Source organism: Paenarthrobacter sp. TE3676, assembly GCF_056279165.1.
Genome location: NZ_JBWBQU010000009.1, coordinates 93,629 through 118,517, shown reverse-complemented (window position 1 = coordinate 118,517; position 24,889 = coordinate 93,629). Strand labels below are relative to the sequence as shown.

Below are 24,889 nucleotides of genomic sequence, written 5' to 3'. Positions count from 1 at the left end.
CCATCCGACAGAACAAACCCGGAACTCAGTATTGCTAAGTACCGGTACTTAGTTCTACTATGTAGTGGTAGCTAGTAATACTGAGTAGCGAGGGAGGTGTCCGATGGGCAAGCAAATGACGGAGATGCTCAAAGGCACATTGGAGGGCATCGTTCTGGCCCTCCTGACCGGGAAGGCAGCGTACGGATACGAGATCACCACGCTGCTCCGGGAGCAGGGATTTACTGAGATCGCTGAAGGCACCGTGTACGCGCTGCTGGTCAGGATCGAGCAAAAGGGGCTGGTGGACGTTGAGAAGCGTCCGTCCGAAAAAGGGCCGCCCCGCAAGGTATACACGCTCAATGCACAGGGCGAAAAGGAACTGAACGAATTCTGGAACACATGGAGCTTCTTGTCCGGACGGATTGAAGAGCTCCGCAAGGAAGGAAAATAGCATGGCAGCGAAATGGATCGAACTGGTCACCGGATCACTCGAACAGAAGAAGCAGTACAAGCAAGCCAAGGCAAGGATGAATGCCCTGCCTGAGCCCTATCTGACCGTGGCCACCGCCTTCAACCGATACCTGATGTACTACGGCGGCGTCACTGAGGGCGACACCATGGTGCAGATGTTTACCGACTTGGCTGACCTATGGGAACGGGCCGCAATCGACGGTACGCCCGTGGGCGAAATCGTGGGCGGAGATCCCATCGAATTCGCCGAGAGCTTCGCCCAGGCCTACGGCGGTAAGCGCTGGATCGACAAGGAACGCGAGCGCCTTACCAAGGCAATCGATAAAGCGAAGGAGGCGGAATCATGACCGCTGCATCAATCCGCGTAGAGGGCATTGAGAAGTCCTACAAGGATCTCCACGTGCTCCGGGGTGTGGACTTTGAGGTAGCTTCCGGCAGTATCTTTGCCTTGCTGGGCTCCAATGGAGCGGGCAAGACCACCATGGTGAAGATCCTGTCCACACTGCTCAAAGCGGATGCCGGCTCGGCCGCCGTCGAGGGCTTTGATGTCGCCTCCGAGTCGCTTCGGGTGAGACAGTCCATCAGCCTCACTGGGCAGTTCGCGGCCGTGGATGAAGTCCTGACCGGCAAGGAAAACCTGGTCCTGGTGGCCAAGCTGCGTCATCTGAAGAACCCGGGCGGCATCGCGGACGAGCTGCTGGCGCAGTTCAGCCTCACCGAGGCTGGGTCCCGAAAGGTGGCGACATACTCCGGCGGTATGCGTCGGCGCCTGGACATTGCCATGAGCCTGATCGGCGACCCGAAGGTGATCTTCCTGGACGAACCCACTACCGGCCTCGACCCGGAGGCCCGGCTGGAGGTATGGCAGATTGTCAAGAATCTCGCCAAGCAAGGAACCACGGTCCTGCTCACCACGCAGTACCTGGACGAAGCCGAGCAGCTCGCGGACCGGATTGCCATCCTGCACGCCGGACGCATCATCGCCAATGGCACCCTCTCCGAGCTCAAGCAGCTGCTGCCACCGGCCAAGGTGGAGTACGTGGAGAAGCAGCCGAGCCTGGAGGACATCTTCCTGGCCCTGGTGGGAACAGGTACCAACGAGTCAGTAAAGGACAGGTCATGAACACCCATTTCTTCGCAGACACCTCGGTCCTGCTGGGCCGTTCCATGCGGCACATCTTCCGGAGCGTTGACACCATCATCACCACTGCGATCACCCCGATCGCCCTGATGCTGCTGTTCGTCTACGTGTTCGGCGGAGCCATCAGGACCGACACCGAGAACTACGTAAACTACCTGCTCCCGGGCATTATGTTGATCGCGATCGCCTCCGGCATCGCTTACACGGCAGTCCGGCTGTTCACGGACATGCAGAGCGGCATCTTCGAGCGGTTCCAGTCGATGCCGATCGCACGCTCTTCGGTTCTCTGGGCGCACGTGCTGACGTCGCTGGTGGCCAACGGACTCTCGCTGGTGATCATCGTCCTGGTGGCACTCCTCATGGGCTTCCGCACTTCGGCCAACGTGCTGGACTGGCTGGCCGTCGCAGGCATCCTGGCACTCTTCACCCTGGCGCTCACGTGGATTGCGATCATCGCGGGCCTCTCAGCGAAATCGGTGGATGGCGCCGGCGGGTTCTCCTATCCGCTGATCTTCCTGCCCTTCATCAGCTCGGCCTTCGTTCCGACGGAGACCATGCCCGGCCCGGTCCGCTGGTTCGCCGAAAACCAGCCGGTAACGTCAATCGTGAACACCATCCAGGACCTGTTCGCCCAACGCCCGGTGGGTGGCGATATTTGGGTGGCCCTGGCTTGGTGCCTGGGGATCCTCATCGTCTCTTACGCCTTTGCCACAGCTGCCTACAAGCGCCAGATCGCCTAGCCGCCGCAGCCAAAGTACGGCGCCAATCACGGCCTAAGCTCCCCCTCCAACCAAGGCGGGAGCTTTCGCCATGCAGACCGATTCGCCATGAGCCAGGCATTAGCTATAGCTTTATCGAACAGATTTGTAACGGCCGTCACCATTTTGACGGGTCCTTCGAAGGGTTCTTGAACTAATGTCCGATCAGACAACACAGGGGAAGCTCCACGTCTCCAGCAGGGACAGCGAGCCCCATCTGTCACGCTCGCTCAGCAACCGCCACATTCAGCTCCTTGCCATCGGCGGCGCCATCGGAACCGGCCTCTTCATGGGCTCCGGCAAAACCATCTCCGTCGCCGGCCCCTCCGTGATCTTTGTGTACATGATCATCGGATTCATGCTGTTCTTCGTCATGCGGGCCATGGGCCAGCTGCTGCTGTCCAACCTGAACTACAAGTCCTTCAGCGACTTCGCAGGCGATCTCCTGGGCCCCTGGGCAGGCTTCTTCACCGGGTGGACCTACTGGTTCTGCTGGGTAGTCACCGGCGTGGCAGACGTCATTGCGATTGCGGGCTACGCCAACGAACTGTGGCCGGGAATCCAACTCTGGATCCCGGGTATCGCCACCATCATCATCCTGCTGCTCCTCAACCTGCCCACCGTGAAGGCCTTCGGTGAGACCGAATTCTGGTTCGCCCTCATCAAAATCGTGGCCATTGTGGCGCTGATAGTGGTGGGCCTGGTGATGATCTTCACCGGCTTCCAGTCAAACGCAGGAACCGCGAGCTTCACCAACCTCTGGAGCCACGGTGGCTTCTTCCCCAAGGAGTTCATGGGCTTCGTGGCCGGCTTCCAAATTGCCGTCTTCGCGTTCGTGGGCATCGAACTGGTGGGCACCGCCGCCGCTGAAACGAAGAACCCGGAGCACAACCTCCCCCGCGCCATCAACGCCATTCCCCTGCGCGTCATGCTCTTCTACGTAGGCGCCCTCATCATCCTCATGTCCGTCACCCCGTGGACAGAATTCAAGGCGGGCCAGAGCCCCTTCATTGCCATGTTCTCGCTCGCCGGCCTCGGCATGGCAGCTACCGTGGTCAACCTCGTAGTGCTCACCTCGGCTATGTCGTCGGCCAACTCGGGCATCTACTCCACGTCCCGCATGGTGTACGGCCTGGCCCACGACGGCGACGCACCCAAGCTCTTCGGCCGCCTCTCCAGCCGCAAAGTACCCCAGAACGCACTGTTCCTCTCCTGCGTCCTGCTGCTGGCCGGCGTCGCACTTCTCTACGCGGGCAAGGACGTTGGCGTGGCATTCGACATGGTGACCACCGTGTCCGCCGTCTGCTTCATGTTCGTCTGGTCGATCATCCTGGCCAGCTACCTCGTGTACCGTAAACGCCGCCCCGAGCAGCACGCGGCCTCGCCGTTCAAGATGCCAGGCGGCATCCCCATGGTGTGGGTGGTGTTCGCGTTCTTCGCGTTCCTCGTGTGGGCCCTGACCACGCAGGCGGATACGCTCACCGCGCTGCTGGTGACGCCCATCTGGTTCGCCATCCTCGGCGTTGCCTACGCTGTGGTCCGCAAGTCGCCCCTGCATCAGGCCCGCGTGGCCGAGTGGACAGCAATGTCCGAAGGCGAAACCGCGGCAGCGCGCTAACGCTGAAGCAAGCAGAATTGACGACGTCGGCACCCGAGCCTGGGTGCCGACGTCGCGCTTTATTCTGTAGGCAGGAGCGTCAGGCGAAGTACACGCCGATGCGGTTGCCGTCGATCTCCTCTATGCGGATATCGATGTCGTAGACGTCGTGCAGCATCCCCGCACGCATGATGTCCGCGGGCGTGCCCTGATGGATGAGGCGGCCGTTTTTCATGGCCAGGATGGTGTCCGAGTAGCAGGATGCAAAGTTGATGTCGTGCACCACCAGGACGATGGTCTTTCCGAGCTCATCGGACAAACGCCTCAGCAGCCGCATCATTTCCACGGAGTGCTTCATGTCCAGGTTGTTGAGCGGCTCGTCCAGCAACAGGTATTCCGTGTCCTGGGCCAGGACCATGGCGATGTAGGCACGCTGACGCTGTCCGCCGGAGAGCTCGTCCACGAACTTGTCAGCCATGGATGTGAGGTCCAGCTGTCGGATGGCCTCGTCAACGTGCTCAAGATCCTCAACCGTTGGCCGCCCGCCGCTGTGCGGAAAGCGCCCGAATGCCACGAGGTCGCGGACCGTGAGCCGCATCGTCAGGTGGTTTTCCTGCCGGAGGATGGCCATGGTCCTGGCGAGTTCCTTGCTGGGCGTCGCCGTGACGTCCAAGCCGGCAACGGACACTCCCCCGGCGTCCATGGGCTGCAGCCGGCTGATCAGCGAGAGCAGCGTGGACTTGCCGGCCCCGTTGGGACCGATGATGGACGTGATGCCGCCGCGTGGAATCTCGCAGGACACGTCATCCAGCACGGTGGTGCCGCCGTAGCGCTTGGTCACGTTGCGGACGGTAATCATGGACGGACCCCGGTCATAACAGTGGTCATTTGAGCGAGCCTTTCAACAACAGGTAAAGGAAGAGGATGCCGCCCGTGAACTCGATGATGACGCTCAAGGCAGTGGCGAAACCGAACACCCGTTCCAGTAACAACTGGCCGCCCACCAGTGCGATCGCACCAATAAGGACCACGATCGGCAGCAGCCACGCATGCCGGAATCCACGGCAGAGCTGGTAACCGAGGCTGACAACCAAGAGCCCGAAGAACGTCACCGGCCCCACAAGAGCAGTGGAAATCGCCACCAGCAGCGAGCACGCGAGCAGCACCCGCATCACCACGCGTTTGTGATCGACACCCACGTTGATGGCCACTTCACGGCCCAGCGCCAGCACGTCCAAAGTGTGCCGCATGCGCCACACAGCAACGCACACAAGGGCAATCAGCACAGCGGAAACCCCCAGCAACCCTGGATCCACGTTGTTGAAACTGGCAAAGAACAGGTCCTGCAGGATGATGAATTCGCTCGGTTCCATCAGCCGCTGCAGGAGCGAGGAGAAACCACGGAACAAGGTACCGAGCACGATTCCCACGAGCAACAGCAGGTGCAGCGATCGCGTGGCACCCGTGAACATCCACCGATACAGGAATGCGCTGAACCCCACCATCAGCAGGATCTCCACCCCGAACTTGAGCGTGGAAGGAGCGGTCGCCAGCGTCGCGGCACCGGCAACGAACGCCAGGGCGGTCTGCACCAGGATGTACAGGGAATCGAAGCCCATGATGGAAGGCGTCAGGATCCGGTTGGCCGTCACGGTCTGGAAGAGCAGTGTGGAAACACCCACCGCCACAGCCACCAGCAGCATCGCTGACACCTTGATGGCCCGCCGCGGCAGGATGTAGGCGATGTTGCCTTTGAGGTCGATCGTCAGGAAAACGGCAACAAGCACGACGGCGGCAATCGCCAAAGCGGCGATCACCAGTCCCGGCGGGGTACTTCGGATGGCGTCGCGCATTCGGGTGCGGGCGGAGAGGCGGGGTGTGGCCAGGAATGTTTCAGGCATTGCGTTTCCTCAAAAGCAGGAAGAGGAAGAGGATGGCGCCCAGTACGGACATGACCATGCCCACGGGAACCTCGTAGGGGAAGCGGATGGTCCGGCCGATAATGTCGCAGACCAACACGAATGCCGCTCCAAAAAGGGCTGTCCAAGGAACCGCACGGCGGAGGTTGTCGCCGAACAGCAGGGAAACGATGTTGGGAACCACCAGGCCGAGGAACGGCACGGCCCCCACGGTGGTGACCACAACAGCCGAAATCAACGAGACAATCATCAGGCCGAGCCGCATGGTCCGGGCGTAGTTCAGGCCAAGGTTGGTAGTGAAGTCCTGCCCCATTCCGGCCACGGTGAACCGGTCGGCAGCAAACAGGCCCACCAACACCAGCAAGGCCACGATCCACAGCAGTTCATACCGTCCACGGAGCACGCCGGAGAAGTCGCCGATCATCCAGTTACTCAGGGTCTGGAGGAGGTCGAAGCGGTAGGCGAAGAACGTGGTGACGGCAGCAATGATGCCGCCCAGCATGATGCCCACCAGCGGAATCAGCAGGGTGTTACGGGCGGGCAGTCTACGGAGAATGGCCAGGAAGAGCGCCGTGCCCAGCACGGCGAACACAGAAGCCACCAGCATCTTGGTGAGAATCGGAGAGTCCGGAGCAAGCACTGTGACCACCAGGATCCCGAGCGTCGCTGACTCAACGGTGCCCACGGTGGACGGCTCGACAAAGCGGTTCCGGGCCATGAGCTGCATGATCAGCCCGGCAACGGCGACGGCCATCCCGGCCAGGACCACGGCCAAGGTGCGCGGCACCCGGGAGACCCAGAAGATTTCCCAAGCACCGGCGTCGTTAGCCAACAATGCGGGCAGCGAGACATCACTGACCCCAACGAAGATACTTCCGACCGCGATCACCAGCACAACGGCAGCAGCCGCAACCAGGCGGGCGGTCTCGCCAGTCCGGTTGCGGCTTGCTGGTGCCGTGGGGCGCACGGCTGTAGTTGTCACGTCAAGATTTCAGGTGAGGCAGTATCAGGCGACAGAATCAGCCACTGCCGTGACCATGGCCTGAACGTTGTTCAAGCCGTAGCCGACGATGTACCAGCCGGCGGGGTCCAGGTTGACGATCTTGTTGTTCTTGGCCGCGTTGGTGGACTTCACGAGCTCGTTGTCCAGGATCGGGTTGGCGGTGGAACCTGCGGTGCCGATCGCGGTGTCGCGGTTGATGACATAGAGGATGTCCGGGTTGGTCTCCTTGATGTATTCAAAGGAAACAGCCTCGCCGTGAGAGCCCTCAGACTTGACGTCGGCAGCGGTGGGGACGCCCAGGACGTCGTGGATGATGCCGAAGCGGGAGCCAGCGCCGTATGCGGTAACTTCGCCGCCGGAGGTGAGGACGATCAGGCCCTTGCCAGCCGAGGCCGCCTTGGTCTTGGTGTCCGCAACGGTCTTGTCCACCTCTGCGAGCTTGGAGGCGACCTCGTCTTCTTTCTTGAAGATCTTGCCGAGCTTCTCCGTCTGTGCCTTGAAGCTTTCCATGGGCTTGGCGGCATCCACGGAGAGGTCGATGGTAGGTGCGATCTTGCTCAATTCCTCATAGGCGCCGGCGGTGCGGCCGGAGACGATGATGAGATCCGGCGCGGCGGCGCTGACGGCCTCGAAGTCCGGCTCCTTGAGCGAGCCCACCTTGGTGTACTTGGCCTCGGAGAACTTCTTGAGCGCTTCCGGGTAGCTTGCTTCGGGAACACCGGTGGGCTCGACCCCGAGCGCGTTCATGGTGTCCAGGACGCCGAGGTCGAACGTGACAACCTTGGCCGGGTTCACAGGAACGTTGGTCGTGGAGCCTTGGGCGTGCTCGATGGTGATGGTGCCGGCTTCCTCGGTCTGCGAGGATGCGGTGGCCCCGCCGCCACACGCCGTAACGGTCAGCAAGGCTGCGCCTGCAGCCAGTGCCCCAATGTAGCTCGACAGCCTCTTTTTCACGCCAGTACTCCACTCACTAATAAGTCATAGATGTGTTGCCTAATTGCTTTTTGACTCTATTAGTAAGGTGAGGCTAACTTCAAAACCGAAAGGCTCTCCAGCGGTCGAAAGTGACGGAACTCACTTGTTTTTCTCCCGCCGGAGAGCCTTTGTTACTTTCGGGTGGCGCTTACGCTTCGGCCTGACGATCCTCCACGAGCTTTTGGACGGCCGGGAACAGTGGGTGCGACGGCGTAAGTTCCGTGATGCGCTCGACGGCGGCAGCCGGGTCCAAGTCGGACAGCATGTTGGCGAGCTCCACGGCTTCGTCGTCGTTCCCGTCGTCGAAACGGAGGGCCGCGGACATCGCCTCGAGCAAGGCCACCGGCGTCACGCCACGCTCGGCCAACTCCGCGGCGGGACCGATGAACCGCTCGTGTCGGCTGAGCTTCCGCAAGGGCGCCCGGCCCACTCGATTCACGGTGTCCGGCAGGTGCGGGTTGGTGAAACGGGACAGAATCTTCTGCACATAGGCCTCCTGCTCGGCCTCAACGAACCCGTGCTTGGCCACCAGCAGTTCCTTGGTTTCCTCCAGCACCGCCCGGACCTTCGCGGCAACAGACGGATCCGCCATGGCATCGGAGATCTTCGCCAGCCCGGCCTGGTAACCGAAATACGCCGCCGACGCGTGACCGGTGTTTACCGTGAACAGCTTGCGTTCGATGTACGGGCCCAGCTCATCCACGAAGGTGGCTCCAGGGATGTTCGGCGCGGTGCCGCCGAACGGCGTACGGTCGATGACCCACTCGTAGAACGTCTCCACCGTGACGTCCAGGCCCTGGCCCGGTGCCTGGTTAGGGACGATGCGGTCCACTGCGGTGTTGGCAAAAACCGCGACGGTGTCCAGGTCCCCGGCGGAGTCGTCCCAAGCCGCCCGGATCTCCGTGTGGAGGAGATCCGTGGCGTTGATGGCGTTCTCGCAGGCCATGACCTGAAGGGGTGGCAAGTCCGCGGGCCGGGCGGCCAGCCCGCGGGCGATCACCGGTGCCACGAACTTCAGGATGTGCGGCCCCACAGCAGTGGTGAGCACATCCGCCGTCGAGATTTCCTCCACAACAGCAGCTTCCTGCGAAGCGGAATTGAAGGCACGGAAGCCGCTAACGGTCTTGACCGCCGGGTTCTCGCCCACCTCGTGGACGTCGTAGCTGCTAGCCGAGGCGAGCTGGTTGATCAGCGCGTCCGCAACATCCGCGAACACCACCTCATAGCCGGCCTCGTGAAGCAGCAGCCCCACGAAGCCACGCCCGATGTTGCCTGCCCCAAAATGAACTGCCTTCACTATGCGTTGACCTTTCCGAACAGCTCCAAAACTTCATCAACCGTGGTCGCTTCCTCCAGCTGGGCCACCTGCGCCTTGCTGGTGAAGATCTTCGCAATCGAGGACAGGATGTGGAGGTGCTCATTGTTGAGGCCAGCCACGCCGACCACGAACTTCACTTGCTTGCCGCCCCAGTCGATGCCCTCCGGGTAACGGATGATGGACACCGCCGAGTGGTTGATGTGTTCCTTGGCATCGTTGGTGCCGTGCGGGATGGCCAGGAAGCTGCCCATGTACGTGGACACGGATTCTTCGCGCTCGTGCATGGCGTGGACGTAGCTGACATCAACGGCACCGCGGTCCAGCAGGAGCTTGCCCGCTTCGTCGATCGCTGCGTCCCGGTCCGTTGCCGTTCCGTTCAGGACCACGCTTTCGCGGAGCAGGACACCTTTACCTTCGGCGGCTTGACCGTCGACGGCGGCAACCGGCTCGGCGACATGCGCACCGTGGCCGGCGGCTACTGAGGTGGCGGCGGTGGGCTGGGCTCCGGCGGTGGATTCCGCCGTCGTGCCTGTTTCAGCTGCAGCGCCTTCACTGTTGCTGCTCCGAACCAGTTCAACAATGTCGTCGTACTTGGGGCTGTTCATGAAGTTGTCCACCGAGTAGTGAACTGCGCTGGCCGTCCGCGGCTGGGCGCGTTCGGTCAGGTCCTGGTGCGTGACCACAACGTCGTAGCTGTCGTTGAGGTTGGCGATGGCCGAGTTAGTGACCTTGACCTCCGGGAAGCCGGCCGCCTTGATCTTATTGCGCAGGACCGAGGCACCCATGGCACTGGAACCCATCCCGGCGTCGCAAGCGAACACGATGTTCTGGACGGGGCGGGTGAGCACTGTACCGGCCTGGGCGCCAGCGCTGTTACCGGTAAGTGCCGAGGAGACGGAGCTCTTCTTGCCCTTCATGGCCTCCATGCGGGATGTGGCTGCGGAGAGGTCGTCCTCACCCTTGTTCTTGGACGTGCGAAGGATGACTGCGGCAATGAGGAAGGACACGGCCGTGGCCAGGATGACGGCAAGAATCACACCAACGTAGCTGTCACGTGACGTCTGGGCCAGCACCGCGATGATGGAACCCGGCGCGGCAGGAGCAACCAGGCCGGAATTGGTGATGGCCAGGGTCGCGATGCCCGTCATGCCACCACCAATGGCAGCGAGGATCAGGATGGGCTTCATCAGGACATACGGGAAGTAGATCTCGTGGATACCACCGAGGAAGTGGATGATCGCAGCACCGGGAGCCGAAGCCTTCGCGGCGCCGCGGCCGAAGAACATGTAGGCCAGCAGGATGCCCATACCGGGCCCGGGGTTGGCTTCGAGCAGGAACAGGATGGACTTGCCCTGTTCCAGCGACTGCTGGATGCCAAGTGGAGTGAGCACGCCGTGGTTGATGGCGTTGTTGAGGAAGAGGACCTTGGCCGGCTCGATGAAAATGCTGGTCAGTGGCAGCAGACCGTTGTTGACCAGGAACCCTACAACGGCACCGGCGCCATCAGTGAAGCGCTGGACTACCCAGGAAAGGCCGTAGAAGCCGCCCAAAGCCAACAACGCGCCCCAGATGCCTGCGGAGAAGTTGTTGACCAGCATCTCGAAACCGGGGCGGATCTTGCCGTCCCACAGGGCATCGATCTTCTTCATGGTCCAGGCACCCAGCGGGCCCATGATCATTGCCCCGATGAACATCGGCGCGTCAGTACCTGCGATGACGCCCATGGTCGCGATGGCACCGACCACGCCGCCCCGGACGTCGTAAACCATCCGGCCGCCTGTGTAGGCGATCAGGATCGGAAGGAGGTACGTGACCATTGGACCGACAATGCCCACGTTGGGATCACCCTCGGCGTTCGTGCCGAAACCGCCCAGTTCCGCAACTGGAATCCAGCCCTTCTCGATGAACAGGGCCGTGATAAGGCCCCAGGCGATGAAGGCGCCGATGTTGGGCATGATCATGCCGGACAGGAATGTTCCGAACTTTTGGACACCAACGCGCACGCTGGTGCGGGGCTTCGCAACTGTCTCTGTTGCCATGTGAATTCCTAACGTGTGTCCCGCGGCGGCGCGGGGTCAGTCGATATAGATCGAGAGAGCGCAGCCTTAGGAGCTGCTGGAAATGCGGTGAAGCCATTCAAGGAAGAGCTTCAGTTCAGAGCTGGAAAGTTGGTCCGAATGCGAGGCCTGCAGTGCCGCATTCAGGGCGATTGCCGCAACAACTACCGAGGACTTACCGGAGTCCTCCGCTGCGGCGCCACGGGCGGTGTCCGTGGAGACGGCAAAAATCATGGAATCCCGGGTCATGGTTGAGAGCTCGAGATTCCGTTCCTCCACCGGTTCTGCGATCAACATGAGCGTGACACCCACATTGGCCGCCAGAATGCTTCGCGCCGCTTCGCGGGGCGGCACGTTAATCTGGCCGGAGATAGCAGCCTTGTTCAGCATCTCCTCCAGAAGCGCTTCAGCATCGGCCACGATTGCTGGGCGGCTTTCCGGCCGGATATTGCCGAACATCACCAGATACAGATGGGGTTGACTGAGTCCGAACTGGACGTGGTTGTCCCACATCCGCCGGACATCTTCCAAGGGCTCCCCGGACGGTGCAAAATCCCGCTCCCCCGCCACATACTCTTCAAATCCGGCTGAAACGACGGCGTCGAACAGGCCTTCTTTGTCGCCAAAGTGGTGGTAAAGCGTGGGCGCTGTGACCCCGGCAAGCTTGGTGATCTGGCGCGTTGAGACCGCTGACCCCTCCGAATTCGCCAGCAATTCGGCAGCTGCGCGAAGCAACCGAATTTTAGGCGGAAGCTGGTCATCGAAACTCATAACCGCTACCCTAGCACCTATAGCGTTGCTATATGAAGTGGCTCACAAAGGAATTTTGTAGGCTAGTTTTCGAGGCTCCCGGTGCCGTCGCCGGAGGGCCTGAACCAACAAGCAGGAACAGAGGATTCAGTGCAGAATTTCCAAGGAGTAGGGGTAAGCCCTGGCCGCATCATTGGTTCCGTCCGCCAGATGCCCAAGCCGGTGAGTGAGCCGCCGTCGGGAGATCGATTGGCTGCGGACGTGAGCCCGGAAGACGCCGTCGCGGGCTTGAAAGCGGCTGCGCAAGCCGTCCACGACGAACTCAAAGGACGTGCGGACAGCGCTTCCGGCGACGGCAAGGCCGTCCTCGAAGCCACAGCGCTCATGGCCAAAGACACCATGCTCCTGAAATCCGCGAGCAAGCTCATCAACGCCGGCTCCTCTGCAGAGAGGGCCATCTGGGAAGCCGGTGCGTCCGTCTCCGAAATGCTGCACAACCTGGGCGGCTACATGGCCGAGCGTGCCACCGACGTCCTGGATGTCCGCGCCCGCATCGTGGCCGAACTTCGCGGCGTCCCCGCTCCCGGCATTCCTGCCTCCGACACGCCCTTCATCCTGGTGGCCGAGGACCTCGCTCCCGCCGACACCGCAACACTGAATCCCGCGGTGGTTCAGGCGCTGGTGACTTCAGGCGGCGGCCCGCAGTCCCACACGGCCATCATTGCGCGTTCGCTCGGCCTGCCCGCCGTGGTTGCAGCCCATGGTGTTGACGACATCGCGGATGGAACCGAGGTGTACGTGGACGGCGCGGCTGGCTTCATTGCCGTTTCGCCCACCGACGAGCACCGTGCGGCAGCTACGGCCTGGGCGGAAACCTCCGCCACCCTCGCCGAATTCGACGGAAACGGCACGACGGCGGACGGCCACTTGGTGCCGCTCCTCGCCAACGTCGGTGGAGCCAAGGACGCCGTGGCAGCTGCCGCTTTGGGCGCCCAGGGAGTGGGCCTGTTCCGCACGGAGTTCTGCTTCCTGGAGCGCGACACCGAACCCTCCGTGGACGAGCAAGCCGCAGCCTACAAAGCCGTCTTCGACGCGTTCCCGGGCAAGAAGGTGGTCCTCCGCACCCTTGACGCGGGCGCCGACAAGCCGCTCCCCTTCCTCACGGATGCCACCGAGCCCAACCCTGCACTGGGTGTCCGCGGCTACCGCACCGATTTCACCACACCAGGCGTTCTGGAGCGTCAGCTCGAGGCCATCGCCCGGGCAGCTTCGGAGTCCGAGGCAGACGTTTGGGTCATGGCCCCCATGATCTCCACGGCCGCCGAAGCCGGACGGTTCGCCTCACTGTGTGCCGCCGCCGGAATCCAAACGCCGGGTGTCATGGTGGAAGTTCCCTCTGCCGCGTTGACTGCTGCCACCGTGCTGCGCGAAGTCGGTTTCGCCTCTTTGGGCACCAACGACCTCACCCAGTACGCCATGGCCGCCGACCGCCAGCTTGGACCCCTCGCGGAACTCAACACTCCGTGGCAGCCTGCCGTGCTTCGGCTCGTGCAGCTCACCGTCGAAGGTGCGGAGCAGGAAAACTCTGGTCGCGAAGGTACTGCCAAGCCCGTGGGTGTCTGTGGTGAGGCAGCAGCTGACCCTGCGCTCGCCGTCGTACTGACCGGCCTGGGCGTCACCACACTGTCCATGACCGCGCGCTCCTTGGCCGCCGTCGGGACTGTGCTGAAAACCGTCACCCTTGAGCAGGCGCAGGAACTCGCACAGCTCGCTTTGTCTGCGCCGAGTGCCCTCGAAGCCCGCGACTGGGTCCGCGCCAAGCTCCCCGTCCTCGAAGAACTCGGCCTCTAACCTCAGTTTGTTTTCTGTCAAAGGAGAAACCATGCCCGAACGCACAGCCACCATCGCCAGCCGCTCCGGCCTGCACGCCCGGCCTGCCGCCCTGTTCGCGGAGGCCGCCGGCGAGCAGCCGGTTGAGGTCACCATTGCCATGCAAGGCGACCCTGCCGATGACGCGCTCGACGCCGCCAGCATCCTTTCGCTCATGACCCTCGGCGCCGCTAAGGGCGACGTCGTTGTGCTGCGGGCCGAGGGCGACGGAGCCGACGCTGCGCTGGACGCACTGGTGAAGCTGCTGGAGACGGACTTGGACGCGGAGTAGTTTTTGCCGGGCGGCCGTTTCGATGGTTCCCTGCACACCATGCCGTGCGCACGGCATGGCCCGCAGGGAACCCCCGAAATGGGCAGCCCAACCACACAGGCTAGGCTTCTGCCATGGCATTGATAGCTCCCCGCGTCACGGCTGGCCTCCCCGCCGATGACGCCCGGAATCTGGCGCGCTCCCTTGAGGACAGCAACGACATCACCGTGTTCGTGGATGGCACGGTCCACCGCCTGCCGAACGAGGCGAGGGACGCCGTCGTCGACCTCCTCGCAAGACTGAGCCGCGGCGAAACCGTGACGGTGAGCAGCGTCGAGGAAATGCTCACCACATCCCAGGCCGCAGAGCTCGCGGGCATCTCTCACACCTATCTGCGCAACATGACCGACCGAGGCGAGATCCCGGTGGAGTACCGGGGAACGCATCGTCGGATCCGTCAGGCTGCCATCATGGCTTGGCTGGAAACGCAGAAGAAGAGGCAGCAGGCCGAGGCGAGCGCAGGGGCTGACGAGTCCACCGATTCCCACGGCTAGCCGCCCCGAGTCGCCAGCATGCTGTTCAATAGCGGTATGGCTTCAAGTAAACCTTCCACCGTTTGGCCCGTGGTGCACCATGAACGCCGTGCCCTGTTGAAGGATTTGGAGCCGCTTCCGGCAGCTCAATGGCAGACGCCGTCGCTGTGTGCCGGTTGGAGCGTGCACGACGTCCTGGCTCATGTGATCGACAGCGCCAAGACGACGAGGTTGAGCTTCATCCGCCGGCTGGTTGCCTCCCGAATGGACTTCGACCGTGATAACGCCGTAGGTGTGGAGCGCGAAAAGACACGAGAACCTGCGCAGACGTTGAACGGGCTGCGCGCGGTGCTTTCGCGGACCTCGGGCCCGCCGGCGAGCTTGGCTACCCGGTTGGTTGAGGCGTTCGTCCACGGAGAGGATATCCGGCGCCCTTTGGGGATCCATCGCGACTACCCCGCCGAGCACGTGGCCACCGCCCTTAGCTACCAAGTGAAGACCACCACCAAAATGGGTGGCGGCAAGGAAATCGCTGAGGGCTGGCGCTTGGTAGCCACTGACACGTCATTCCGACATGGCAACGGTCCGGCGGTTGAAGGCTCCGCCCTGGCCCTGCTGTTGGCCGTCTCCGGTCGGCCCATCGGAGCCCACGAAGTGAGCGGGCCAGGGGCTCCCGTGTTCTTGCAGTGCTTGGAAAACCAGTGAACGCGCTGGGCAAGGCGCGCTCCAAAGCGGCAACACTCCTGTCCGCCGACGTCGACGTGATGGGCCTGACCGGACGGATTCTCTGGACCGAGGGCACGCCCCGGCCCGAGCCGGGCGCAGAGCCTCGGAACGAGCCCGCATACGTCTTGATTCATGGCATTGGCGTGTCGCATCGGTACTTGGCGCGCTTGCATGGAGTCCTGGCCTCGAACGCGCCTACCTATTCGTTGGACCTGCCCGGTTTTGGCGGCACACCCAAGCCCGGCCGTCAGTTGTCCGTGGAGGATTACGGCGCTTTCATTGCCGAGGCACTCAAGAGCTGCGGCATCGATTCCTATGTGTTGGTGGGCCACTCGATGGGCGCGCAATTTGCCATCGAAGCGACCTTGCATGCCCCGGACCAGATCCGGCAGTTGGTGCTGATGGGGCCGGTGGTGGATGCCCGGCACAAGAATGTGTGGCGGCAGTCGCTGGCCCTGACCCTCGACGGAATGATTCGCGAGAGCCCCGCCTCCAACTGGATAGTCATCTCCGACTACATCCGCTGCGGCCCGCGCTGGTACCTCACTGAGCTTCCCGTCATGATGAGTTACCCCACGGAGAAACGGCTCGCCGGCGTCCACGTGCCGGTGCTGATTCTGAGGGGAAGCCGCGACCATGTGGCAGGACCGGACTGGGCGCTGCGGCTATCAAGGGCAGTCGCGCAGGGGCGTCTGGTGGAGATTCCGGGGGTCGGGCACGTGGCGCAGCACATGCGCCCCAAGGCTGTGGCGGATGCCATTCGGAGCTTTGTCACCGCGACCACGCCTCACCGTTGACCCCTGACGCACGACGCCGGCGCCTGAGTTGGGGTCCCTTGTTGGGTTAGGTTGCGGGCTCGGTTTGTTGGCTCACCTTGTTGGGTTAGCCGGTCCCGGTTAGGCTGGCGGAGCATGCACATTAGTAAGATTGCTTACGAAAGGGCTGATCGTGACCGACAAAGACTCGAATAAGGAAACCCAAGGCTTCGGCGCAACCGGCGCTACGGGACCCTACGACACTACGTCCGATGCCGACAGCATCCACGAGGATCCCGACATGCGCCAGGATGAGGACGAGGACCCCGCTGCATCCGCCAACCCCGACCCCCTCGACGGCAACGTCACCGGCTTGGAGCCGGGCGGCGGAGTCCCTCCCGGAGAAACCCCGCCGGCCGAGGGCAGCATGAGCAGCGATCAAGGCCACGAGGAGTAACACAGTCGCCAACCCGCGGCTCCGTTGGTACCCAGCGACATAGCAGCGGGTTGGCAACGTTCTAGCTGTTCGGCAGCTGCAGGATCTCCCCGAGATCGTATTCAGCGGGCTCCTCCAGTTGCGAGTACGTGCAGCTCTCGGGGGTCCTGTCCGGCCGCCACCTACGGAACTGCGTGGTGTGCCGGAACCTGTCGCCTTCCATGTAGTCGTACTTCACTTCGATCACGAGTTCGGGGCGCAGGGGCACGAACGAGAAATCCTTGCCCCCGCTCCACCGGCTTTGCGCGCCGGGCATGCGTGAACCCCCGGCAGCTTCGTCCTGGTTGGCCCACTCACCCCAGGGATGCTCGCTGAGTTCGACTTGATACGGCTCAAGCTCGGCCACCAGGGCCTCCCTCCGGGCCATGGGGAACGATGCCACCACTCCCACGTGATGCAGGCGGCCAGTGTCATCGTGGAGGCCGAGCAGCATCGAGCCAACAACCTTCGCGGTCTTGTGCCAGCGGAATCCGGCCACCACACAATCCGCCGTGCGCTCGTGTTTGGTTTTGAACATCACGCGCTTGTTGGGTTGATAGGCCCCGGTCAACGGCTTGGACAGCACCCCGTCCAGTCCCGCGCCTTCCAACTGCACGAACCATTCCTGCGCCCGCTCGAGATCCGTCACTGCGGGGGTCACATAGACAGGCGGCTCGGCCTTGGCGAGCGCACGCTCCAGGATGGCGCGGCGCTCGGAGAACGGCTTGTCCATGAGGTTCTCGTCGCCCAGCGCCAGGATGTCGAACGCAATCATGGAAGCCGGAGTCTTCTCGGCGAGCATCCTCACGCGGCTGTCGGCGGGATGGATCCTTTGCTGGAGTACCTCGAACTCGAGCCTCTTGCCCTCGATCAGGACGATCTCGCCGTCGATCACGCATTTGTCCGGCAGGTTCTTCCTGAGAGCCTCCACCACTTCGGGGAAGTAGCGGGTCATTGGCTTCTCGTTGCGGCTGCCCAGGATGATCTCGTCGCCATCCTTGAAGACGATGGTCCGGAATCCGTCCCACTTGGGTTCGTAGTGCCCAATATCGGGGATGGCCGGAACGGATTTGGCGAGCATGGGCGAGACGGGTGGCATCACAGGCAGGTCCATAGACAATGTCTACCTGCCGGTGCACCGCGAAGCTAGTGTTAGGCCATGGATATCTTGCTCGTGTTGGCGGCAGTGCTCGGATTCCCGGCCCTGCTGGCCGGCGTTTGGTACTGGTCATCGCGCCGGAGCAGCCAGGGCAAAGTCCGGCGTGGAGCCACCGGCGGAATGCTTGGAGTCGTGGAGGAAGTCTTCCGCCCGGAAACTCATCAAGCCGTGCAGATCCAGAAGATCCAGCATGAGTTGCCGGCTCCCTCACCGGCACCGAAGCCTAAGTCATAGAAACCCCTCGGTTGGGCAGGCCTACCGCCCGTTACATTAATGTGACTTTACTTTCCGGCTCATGTACCGTCGTAGAGCGACCCGTATGTCCGCTGGGCCGCTTCCGGATTGACGCCGAGCTCTGCCGCAATCCGGGATCCGCCAGACCCGCGGCAGAGGCGGGGGACCCACAGTTCCCGGGCTTGGTATCCAAGTCCTCGGGGTGAAGCCGCTTAGGCGGCCGGACGGCCTCGTCCGAACCCGACAGCTAACCTCGAAGGCGTTGAGAGGCAACCACCATGTCCCCAACCATGGATCAGCCGCGCCGCGCCCAGACTGAAGGCGAGCGCACCAAGCCAACCGGACGCCGTCGGGCCCAATCCAGCGGATTCCCCACCGGAAACCCAGATGACACTGGCGCCACTAACACTGAAGCTGCTGTTACAGGCACGGTTAACACAGGCACGACGCCGGAACCCGCCACTGCGGCCATGCCCACCACGGTGGCGCCTGCCACTCGTGCGGAAATTCGTGCAGCCGAGCGGGAGCGTGCAGCCCTTGCCGTGATTGCGCCTGAGGCCTCGGCCCCACAGCCGGCGCCCGAACCGTCCGAGCAGGCGGAACCCATGACTGCCGCGATACCTACGGGGCAGCCAGCGGCACGGAGGTCGACCCCACCGGGACCCCCTACCGCGGCAATCCCCATTGTGACCCCGGCAAGTGCGCCCCCTGCCAGCGCACCCCCTGCTGGCGTGGAGCCGGATCCTCAGGAGCTGAGCGCCCAGGAGCCCGCAACCGCAGCAATTCCAGTGGTGCAGGCTTCAACGCCGGAACCTGCCACGACGGCCATTCCGGTAGTGCCTTCCCGCGAAGAATCCACGAGCACCCCCGAAGCCGCCGAGTCACCGAGCAACGACTCGCCCCGCACCGAGTCCCTGCAAACCGAGTCACCTCGGGGTAAGTCTCAGGCGCAGCTTGCTGCCGCGGCAACGGCGTCGGCAGCACTGGCAAGCCGCAAGGATGTTCGCCGGCAGGCTGCCGCACCCGCTGCGGCACCCTCCGCGGCCAGGCCCAGCGTGGGGTCCACCTCATCCTTCGGCCGCGAACCCCACGCCGCCCTTCGGAAAGCAGCGTCGGTCAAGCACATGAGCCAGCGCATGGCCGTGGTTGCAGGTGCGCTTGGACTAGTACTGACGGCCGGGACTTTGGGGCAAGCCCTTGAGCTTCCGTTCTTCGGCCAGGAAACTCCTGCGCATGAAGCCAGCGGTGCCGACAGGAATTCGGGCTCCGCAGCCCCTGCGCCCAGTGCCTCGTATTCCACGGCTTCCGCACCATCAGCGTCGTCGCCATCAGCCTCTTCACTTGCCACAGCGTCCTCGGAGGCCGGCCAGCCCGCGACATTAGCCGAGGCACCCACGGCCGGGTCGTCGTCGCCGGCTCCGACCCCGAAGGTGTCCCTTGCCAACCCGGTTTGGGTTCCATCGGCTGTCCCCTCCTCAGTCCCGGCCGTCCCTGGGGTGATAAGCCCAGCCCCCACCCAGCCAGCTCCCGCGCCGAGCGAGGTGCCGTCGGACACGGTAACCACACCGCCCACGACTCCGACGCCCACAACCTCACCAACCCCGACGGTCACACCAACACCGACGCCGACGCCCACACCAACGGAAACTGCAACCCCGACGTCCAAGCCCCGGCCGAGCAAGCCGCAGGCCGCCTCGGCTCCCCAGCCCAGCGAATCTGCGCTTCAAGACATCCTGGACGCAGCCCAGAAGGTCCTCGGTTGAGCACCCGCCTGCCCCGTACCTCCACTCACGCGGGGTGGCATAGCCGGTACTGCAGCAGCAGCCGGACTGCCGCTTTCCGTCGCCGGATGGGACGTTGGAGCTGCCAGCGTTTGCGGCGCTCGTAGGCTCAGATCCGCGGCCGCCCGGCCCAGCGCCGAGCCTTCAGGGCCGCATGTAACTCGAGCCGGATCGCGCCACTCAACGGATCAGCACCGATGAGTTGGCGGATCCGGCCGAGCCGGTTGTAGATGCTGCTCCGGTGGAGGTGAAGTTTGGCGGCGACGTCCTGCACCGAGCCGTCATTGTCATAGAGCAGTTCCAGGACAGGCAGGAGTTCGCCGTTTTTGTCCTGGTCCTCAAGGGCCTGAAAATGCACCGATCCTGTGTCATCCCAGCCTCCGGGTGCCACCAGACGATCGAAAAGTTGATAGACACCAACGGTCCGGCTGTCCACGAGCTCACCTAGCGGGAGGTCCACGGCGGCCGCCTGCGCAGCAACCTTCGACTGACGGTAAGCGCCCGATAGCTGCCGGATGACTTGGAAGGGTTCACTGATGCCCAGGATCACCCTGTCCACCTTGCGGCCAGCGCGCTTCGCAAGCTCCAGTTGATAATGCACCAGCACCTGGGCATGGTCTGCCCGGCCGCCCGACTCGCGGAACAGGACCACCGAATGCGTCTCCGTTCCGGCGCTGAACAAGGCGGCGTTGACGCCGATAGTGGACTGCAGCGCCGCTGATCGATGCGTCAGGGTAGCGGCAATAGGATCGACGTCGGACCTCGCACCATCCGGGTCGAGTATGGTTACCAACTGCCACGGACCGCGCCCCTGGATTTCCTTCCAACCCGCGACGGCGGCCACAGCGTTCGATTCGCCGCCGCAGGCTGACAGGAACTCCTGCTCACGCCTTCGCCGGAACTCAGATTCGGCCGTATTGGAATCAAGGAGCAAGCCCGCCAACAGGTCCAGCTCGTCCCGCACGCCGGGCAGTTCGGCGAGTATCGCCGTCGCACTCTGCTCTTCAAGGTCCAGCTGCACCCACAAGTACCCCACACGGAAACCGCGGACCAAAAGCGGCACGCAGACGCGGCCCAGCATGCCGAGTTCGTTGTTGGCAGGAACGACGACGGGTCGCACGGCCGTGGCGATGCCATGAGCGAGTTGCCAGGCGCTGACGTCGCCGGGGACCCGCTTGCTGAGGAGGAAGTTCACGCGAACGCGGTCGGCGTGGGACTGGTTGGAGCTATAGGCGAGAAGAACGCCGTCGAGATCTTCCAAGGACAGTCCGCGGCCCAGCTTTAAGGCAACGCGTTCAACGATCTGTTCCACGTCCTGCAGCATCTGGAAAGCGTACCAACAGCAGGCGACACTTGACGCTCCAGTGCTCGACAAATGTCGAGCTGGCTGGCAAAAGATCCCTGGATTTTCGGACTTTCCGCATGAGGGCGGCCCCGGGTCCATGTCGCCTGCCTCACAGCCGGATCTATTCTGGAATCACAGCCCGCAACACATTTTTCGGCCGAAGAGGCCGCTAACGATGGAGCCCACAGATGATCATCGGTGTCCCCAAAGAAATCAAGAACAACGAGTTCCGCGTAGCCATCACGGCCGCCGGTGTCCACGAGTTCCGCACCCACGGACACACCGTTCTGGTTGAACGCGGCGCAGGCCTTGGCTCGGGCATCACCGACGAGGAATACTCGATCGCCGGCGCCGAAATCGTCAACGAAGCAGATGACGTCTGGGCCCGCGCGGACATGGTCATGAAGGTCAAGGAACCCATCGCGGCCGAGTACCACCGCTTCCGCAAGGGCCTCATCCTCTTCACCTACCTGCACCTTGCCGCAGAGCCCGAGCTCACCGCCGAGCTCATCAACTCCGGCGTCACGGCCATCGCTTACGAAACCGTGCAGGAAGGCCGCACCCTTCCGCTGCTCGCCCCGATGTCCGAGGTCGCAGGCCGCCTGTCCGTCGTGGTTGGCGCTTCCTCGCTGATGGCTCCGGCCGGCGGCAAGGGCGTCCTCCTTGGCGGCGTACCGGGCGTGCGCCCTGCGAAGGTTGTTGTCCTCGGCGCAGGCGTTGCGGGAACCAACGCTGCCGCCATGGCGCTGGGCCTCGGTGCTGATGTCACCATCATGGACATCAACATCAACCGGCTGCGCGAACTCGATGCCCTCTACCAGGGCCGCCTGAAGACCGTCGCCTCCAACGCCTACGAGATCGAGAAGTCAGTCATCGACGCAGATCTGGTGATCGGCTCCGTCCTGATCCCGGGCGCCAAGGCTCCCAAACTGGTCACCAACGAACTCGTCTCCCGCATGAAGCCGGGCTCGGTTCTGGTGGACATCGCCGTGGACCAGGGCGGCTGCTTCGAAGACACGCACCCCACCACCCACCAGGAACCGACGTACAAGGTCCACAACTCGATCTTCTACTGCGTTGCCAACATGCCTGGCGCTGTTCCGAACACCTCCACATACGCACTGACCAACGTCACCCTGCGCTACGCCGTGGCACTGGCCAACTTGGGCGTCAAGGCCGCCTTCGACCGCGACCCCGCCCTGGCTGCCGGCCTCAATATCGCCGCCGGCCACGTGGCGCACCACTCCGTTTCCGAGGCGCACAACCTGCCCCTCGTCAACGACTGGCACACGCTGGTCTCCGCATAGCTTCAAGCTCGACGGCGGGGTGCGGCTTCCACGCGAAGCCGCACCCCGCCGTCGTGGTTTAACGCGCGCCGAGATGGCACTTAATGCCAATGTTCGCGAAGAACATTGGCATTAAGTGTCACTTCGCGGGGAGGTTTGGGGCCTGGAGACTAGGGCTTTCCGGGGAGCGACGGGATCAGTTCCGAGGGAACCGGGACGGGGACGCCCGAAGGGCCGAGCTTTGAGGGATCGATCTTGGAAGGGTCGATCTCCGGTGGGGTCACAGGCAACCCTGGCGGTGTGGGGATGACGCCGTTGCCGGGCTCCCTGTGCGACGGAGCCTTAGGTGTGTGCGGCGACGCTCCACCGGGCTGCGGCTCAGGAGCGGGAACCACCGGGATGCGCGGCGCGGCCGGCGTCGGCTGGGGTACGACCGTCGCAGGAGCTTGCTGCGGCTCTTCCCCGACAGGCAAGGGCTCTGGGCTGGTACCGGCTGGGGCATCGGGCTGGGGAGCACTGCCGGAACCGGGGTTTAGTTGCGAGACCACCGAACCGATGGCTGCCCCGAGGTGCTGGAAAGCACCCGGCAGGCCGCCCTCGGAGGCGACGGCAGCGGTCGCGCCGCCAGCCAAGGACACAGCTACGGCGAGGCCTGCGATGGCCGTCCGACGCTTCTTCCGACGCCGGGCGGCAAGTTCGTCAACAGGCAGGTCGTTCGCAGGAGCGGATTCCGCAGCAACCGTGGCGAGTACCGCCGTCGGTGCACCCGCGGACGCCGCCGGAGCGTCCGCCGTCGTGATCCTCTGAGTGGCTGTGATCTGCTGGGTGGCTGCGGCCGGGCTGCTGACCATGAGCGCGCGGACTGCTGCGGACGGCAAAGGGGCAGTGTTCGCCAGGGAACGGAGCTCGAGGAGTTCAGTGCGGAGGTCGGCGTCGCCTGTGAGGCCGGCGTCGGCCAACAGGAAGTCGATTGCCTGCTGGTCATGACGTCCGCGAGGCGTATGTTGTTCGCTCATGATGTGCCGTTCCTTAGTAGTGCACGCTTCTTCAGTGCACTCAATGCCCTGCGCTGTAGCTGCTTGACGGCTCCCTGGGACTTGCCCATGATCGCCGCCGTATCTTCCACCGACACGTCGGCGACGACCCGGAGGGCCAGAACCTCCCGATAATCGTCGGGGAGGTCGTCCAAAATTTCAGTGACGCCCAGGCCTGCAACCCGTCCGAAGGCCTGGTCCTCGGCCGATGGCGACCGCCGCGCGTCCAGGTCCGGTTCGTACGGCGTCGCGTCGGGCGTTCGTTCGCGTTTGCGATAGTGGTCCACCATCCGCGCATGCGCGATGGAGAACAACAAGGTTTTTGCCCCTTGCAGCCCGCCGTGGAGCGTTTCCAGCTTCGGATACAGGGCGAGGAAGACGTCCTGCGTCACGGCCTCCGGGTCGTCCACGCCCCGTGCCCGGAGGTAGCCAAACACCGGTCCGGCGAAGTTATTGTAGGCAGCCGTGAAGAGCAGGGCGGGATCGTCCTGATCCGCCTGCACATATTCATCAGCCAAAGGGTCAAGCACCCGTGGATGCCTCCGTCCCACACACTACGTAGCGGGGCTCCTTGTCCTAAGCCAAGGAGCCCCGCCCTTAAACCGTAACCGCTGCTTGCTTAGCGGACAGAATCGAGGGGTGCAGCCGGAACGTCGGTGGGTACCTGTGTCGGCAGCTCAGGCGTCGCGGGGACGGCAGGCACTGCGGGGACAGCGGGCGTCGCGGGAACGGCAGGAACTCCCGGCACAGCGGGCACTGCAGGAACAGCAGGCGTTACCGGCAGTTCGGACGTCACGGCAGCATCGACGTCGGCCTCTGCCGTCGCCGAACCGTCAGCCTTCAGGCCGGCAGCCTTACCCGCCTCCACCACAGCCTCGCAGTGCGCCTCCACCTTGGCTTCGCCACCGGCAGCAATGGTCAAGGACTCGAAGCCGGGGACCTTGGCGTCAGACTTCAGGCCGCCGTTGAGGAGTGCGGTGCAGAGGCCAAAAGCCTCCGGGGAAGTGGCGTCTTCCACCGTTGCTTTGGCATCGGACAAGGCGTCGGCGGCCTTGGCCTGGCCTGCTTCAGCGGCCTCGGTTGCAGTTGCCTGCGCGGTCTCGACGGCGTCAGTTGCCTTGGTCTTGGCGGTTTCGGCTGCATCGGCTGCTTCAGCGGCCTTCTCAGCAACAGGGGCCGGTGCGCCAACGAGGTCATGCGCGGATTGCTGGATTCCGGTGGGAAGCGCGCCATTGAAGGCAGCGACGCCGGTTCCACCGGCAGCTACAGCTCCGGCAGCCAGGACGCCCGCGGCGACTTTGCTGGTGGCAAGGATAGTGAACAAGGACATGAAACCCTCCGACAAACGATTTTGGGATTGCCCCGGCCGCGGTTGGGTCGCGACCGGATGATCAGCGTGCGGACGTGGCCCGCACTCCCCTTACATCGTTCGCGGTGTCGGTGAGGTTAC

Annotated in this window: 26 protein-coding genes and 1 riboswitch; of the genes, 14 read left to right on the top strand and 12 right to left on the bottom strand. The window is 63.4% G+C overall.

Translation table 11 applies throughout. The annotated features are described in order from the left end of the window. Positions 1 to 103: 103 nt before the first annotated feature. The 5 genes from ACZ881_RS19890 (at position 104) to cycA (ending at position 3,970) form a co-directional block, all read left to right on the top strand. Positions 104 to 433 carry a PadR family transcriptional regulator gene (locus ACZ881_RS19890; RefSeq protein ID WP_091463688.1) on the top strand — a complete coding sequence of 110 codons (330 nt, stop codon included), beginning with the start codon at positions 104 to 106 and terminating at the stop codon, positions 431 to 433. 1 nt (position 434) lies between these two features. After that, complete coding sequence (locus ACZ881_RS19885) at positions 435 to 800, top strand: DUF1048 domain-containing protein (protein WP_091463690.1); 366 nt, start codon at positions 435 to 437, stop codon at positions 798 to 800. Continuing rightward, positions 797 to 1,576 (top strand): ABC transporter ATP-binding protein, encoded by a 780-nt coding sequence (locus tag ACZ881_RS19880; protein ID WP_178993646.1) that lies wholly within the window; start codon positions 797 to 799, stop codon positions 1,574 to 1,576. Before ACZ881_RS19885 ends, ACZ881_RS19880 begins: the two co-directional genes overlap by 4 nt. Continuing rightward, a complete protein-coding gene (locus ACZ881_RS19875) occupies positions 1,573 to 2,334 on the top strand; it encodes an ABC transporter permease (RefSeq protein WP_476117725.1) in 762 nt (253 codons plus the stop codon). The genes ACZ881_RS19880 and ACZ881_RS19875 overlap by 4 nt, the downstream gene beginning before the upstream one ends. 175 nt (positions 2,335 to 2,509) lie before the next feature. Next, entirely contained in the window at positions 2,510 to 3,970 is a 1,461-nt protein-coding gene (gene cycA, locus ACZ881_RS19870; RefSeq protein WP_476117724.1) for a D-serine/D-alanine/glycine transporter, read from the top strand. Between the two features lie 79 nt (positions 3,971 to 4,049). Here the strand turns inward: cycA and ACZ881_RS19865 are convergent, their stop codons facing one another. From ACZ881_RS19865 to ACZ881_RS19835, 7 genes are all read right to left on the bottom strand, one after another. Next, a complete protein-coding gene (locus ACZ881_RS19865) occupies positions 4,050 to 4,808 on the bottom strand; it encodes an iron ABC transporter ATP-binding protein (RefSeq protein WP_476117723.1) in 759 nt (252 codons plus the stop codon). Between the two features lie 25 nt (positions 4,809 to 4,833). Next, entirely contained in the window at positions 4,834 to 5,850 is a 1,017-nt protein-coding gene (locus ACZ881_RS19860; protein WP_243836613.1) for an iron chelate uptake ABC transporter family permease subunit, read from the bottom strand. Then, positions 5,843 to 6,850: an ABC transporter permease gene (locus ACZ881_RS19855; protein ID WP_476117722.1), complete on the bottom strand. Its 1,008-nt coding sequence runs from the start codon at positions 6,848 to 6,850 to the stop codon at positions 5,843 to 5,845. The genes ACZ881_RS19860 and ACZ881_RS19855 overlap by 8 nt, the downstream gene beginning before the upstream one ends. A 24-nt stretch (positions 6,851 to 6,874) precedes the next feature. Continuing rightward, the gene (locus tag ACZ881_RS19850; protein WP_476117721.1) at positions 6,875 to 7,825 is read right to left on the bottom strand and encodes a siderophore ABC transporter substrate-binding protein; all 951 of its coding nucleotides are present in this window, start codon (positions 7,823 to 7,825) and stop codon (positions 6,875 to 6,877) included. Positions 7,826 to 7,994: 169 nt separating this feature from the next. Beyond that, positions 7,995 to 9,143 carry a mannitol-1-phosphate 5-dehydrogenase gene (locus ACZ881_RS19845; protein ID WP_476117720.1) on the bottom strand — a complete coding sequence of 383 codons (1,149 nt, stop codon included), beginning with the start codon at positions 9,141 to 9,143 and terminating at the stop codon, positions 7,995 to 7,997. After that, on the bottom strand, positions 9,143 to 11,203 hold the full coding sequence (locus ACZ881_RS19840) for a PTS mannitol transporter subunit IICBA (RefSeq protein ID WP_476117719.1): 2,061 nt from the start codon (positions 11,201 to 11,203) through the stop codon (positions 9,143 to 9,145). Before ACZ881_RS19840 ends, ACZ881_RS19845 begins: the two co-directional genes overlap by 1 nt. A gap of 66 nt (positions 11,204 to 11,269) precedes the next feature. Next, a complete protein-coding gene (locus ACZ881_RS19835) occupies positions 11,270 to 11,992 on the bottom strand; it encodes a TetR/AcrR family transcriptional regulator (protein WP_476117718.1) in 723 nt (240 codons plus the stop codon). 129 nt (positions 11,993 to 12,121) lie between these two features. Between ACZ881_RS19835 and ptsP the strand changes: the two genes are divergently transcribed. From ptsP to ACZ881_RS19805, 6 genes are all read left to right on the top strand, one after another. Next, positions 12,122 to 13,822, top strand: a complete 1,701-nt coding sequence (gene ptsP, locus ACZ881_RS19830; RefSeq protein WP_476117717.1) for a phosphoenolpyruvate--protein phosphotransferase — start codon at positions 12,122 to 12,124, stop codon at positions 13,820 to 13,822. A 31-nt stretch (positions 13,823 to 13,853) separates the two neighbouring features. Then, positions 13,854 to 14,132 carry an HPr family phosphocarrier protein gene (locus ACZ881_RS19825; protein WP_011776464.1) on the top strand — a complete coding sequence of 93 codons (279 nt, stop codon included), beginning with the start codon at positions 13,854 to 13,856 and terminating at the stop codon, positions 14,130 to 14,132. A 113-nt stretch (positions 14,133 to 14,245) separates the two neighbouring features. Further along, positions 14,246 to 14,665, top strand: coding sequence for a helix-turn-helix domain-containing protein (locus ACZ881_RS19820; RefSeq protein WP_476117716.1), 420 nt, complete (start codon positions 14,246 to 14,248; stop codon positions 14,663 to 14,665). 18 nt (positions 14,666 to 14,683) lie between these two features. Continuing rightward, entirely contained in the window at positions 14,684 to 15,349 is a 666-nt protein-coding gene (locus ACZ881_RS19815; protein ID WP_476117715.1) for a maleylpyruvate isomerase family mycothiol-dependent enzyme, read from the top strand. Positions 15,350 to 15,408: 59 nt separating this feature from the next. Then, on the top strand, positions 15,409 to 16,167 hold the full coding sequence (locus ACZ881_RS19810; protein ID WP_476117780.1) for an alpha/beta fold hydrolase: 759 nt from the start codon (positions 15,409 to 15,411) through the stop codon (positions 16,165 to 16,167). 151 nt (positions 16,168 to 16,318) lie between these two features. After that, on the top strand, positions 16,319 to 16,582 hold the full coding sequence (locus ACZ881_RS19805) for a DUF6480 family protein (RefSeq protein WP_476117714.1): 264 nt from the start codon (positions 16,319 to 16,321) through the stop codon (positions 16,580 to 16,582). A 61-nt stretch (positions 16,583 to 16,643) separates the two neighbouring features. On the opposite strand, the gene ACZ881_RS19800 is transcribed toward ACZ881_RS19805, so the two are convergent. After that, complete coding sequence (locus ACZ881_RS19800; protein WP_476117713.1) at positions 16,644 to 17,714, bottom strand: ATP-dependent DNA ligase; 1,071 nt, start codon at positions 17,712 to 17,714, stop codon at positions 16,644 to 16,646. A gap of 45 nt (positions 17,715 to 17,759) precedes the next feature. Here ACZ881_RS19800 and ACZ881_RS19795 point away from each other — a divergent pair, with 45 nt between their 5' ends. Together ACZ881_RS19795 and ACZ881_RS19790 are read left to right on the top strand one after the other, a co-directional pair. After that, positions 17,760 to 17,993 carry a hypothetical protein gene (locus ACZ881_RS19795; protein WP_476117712.1) on the top strand — a complete coding sequence of 78 codons (234 nt, stop codon included), beginning with the start codon at positions 17,760 to 17,762 and terminating at the stop codon, positions 17,991 to 17,993. A gap of 129 nt (positions 17,994 to 18,122) precedes the next feature. Further along, positions 18,123 to 18,269, top strand: a riboswitch (cyclic di-AMP (ydaO/yuaA leader). Positions 18,270 to 18,271: 2 nt separating this feature from the next. Then, the gene (locus ACZ881_RS19790; RefSeq protein WP_476117711.1) at positions 18,272 to 19,756 is read left to right on the top strand and encodes a hypothetical protein; all 1,485 of its coding nucleotides are present in this window, start codon (positions 18,272 to 18,274) and stop codon (positions 19,754 to 19,756) included. Positions 19,757 to 19,883: 127 nt separating this feature from the next. Here ACZ881_RS19790 and ACZ881_RS19785 read toward each other — a convergent pair whose 3' ends face one another. After that, on the bottom strand, positions 19,884 to 21,098 hold the full coding sequence (locus tag ACZ881_RS19785) for a PucR family transcriptional regulator (RefSeq protein ID WP_476117710.1): 1,215 nt from the start codon (positions 21,096 to 21,098) through the stop codon (positions 19,884 to 19,886). Between the two features lie 209 nt (positions 21,099 to 21,307). Between ACZ881_RS19785 and ald the strand changes: the two genes are divergently transcribed. Continuing rightward, a complete protein-coding gene (gene ald, locus ACZ881_RS19780; RefSeq protein WP_476117709.1) occupies positions 21,308 to 22,426 on the top strand; it encodes an alanine dehydrogenase in 1,119 nt (372 codons plus the stop codon). A 149-nt stretch (positions 22,427 to 22,575) separates the two neighbouring features. On the opposite strand, the gene ACZ881_RS19775 is transcribed toward ald, so the two are convergent. The 3 genes from ACZ881_RS19775 to ACZ881_RS19765 form a co-directional block, all read right to left on the bottom strand. After that, a complete protein-coding gene (locus ACZ881_RS19775; RefSeq protein ID WP_476117708.1) occupies positions 22,576 to 23,421 on the bottom strand; it encodes a hypothetical protein in 846 nt (281 codons plus the stop codon). After that, a complete protein-coding gene (locus ACZ881_RS19770; RefSeq protein WP_420179316.1) occupies positions 23,418 to 23,969 on the bottom strand; it encodes an RNA polymerase sigma factor in 552 nt (183 codons plus the stop codon). Before ACZ881_RS19770 ends, ACZ881_RS19775 begins: the two co-directional genes overlap by 4 nt. 89 nt (positions 23,970 to 24,058) lie before the next feature. Then, entirely contained in the window at positions 24,059 to 24,769 is a 711-nt protein-coding gene (locus tag ACZ881_RS19765) for a hypothetical protein (RefSeq protein WP_476117707.1), read from the bottom strand. Positions 24,770 to 24,889 lie beyond the last annotated feature (120 nt).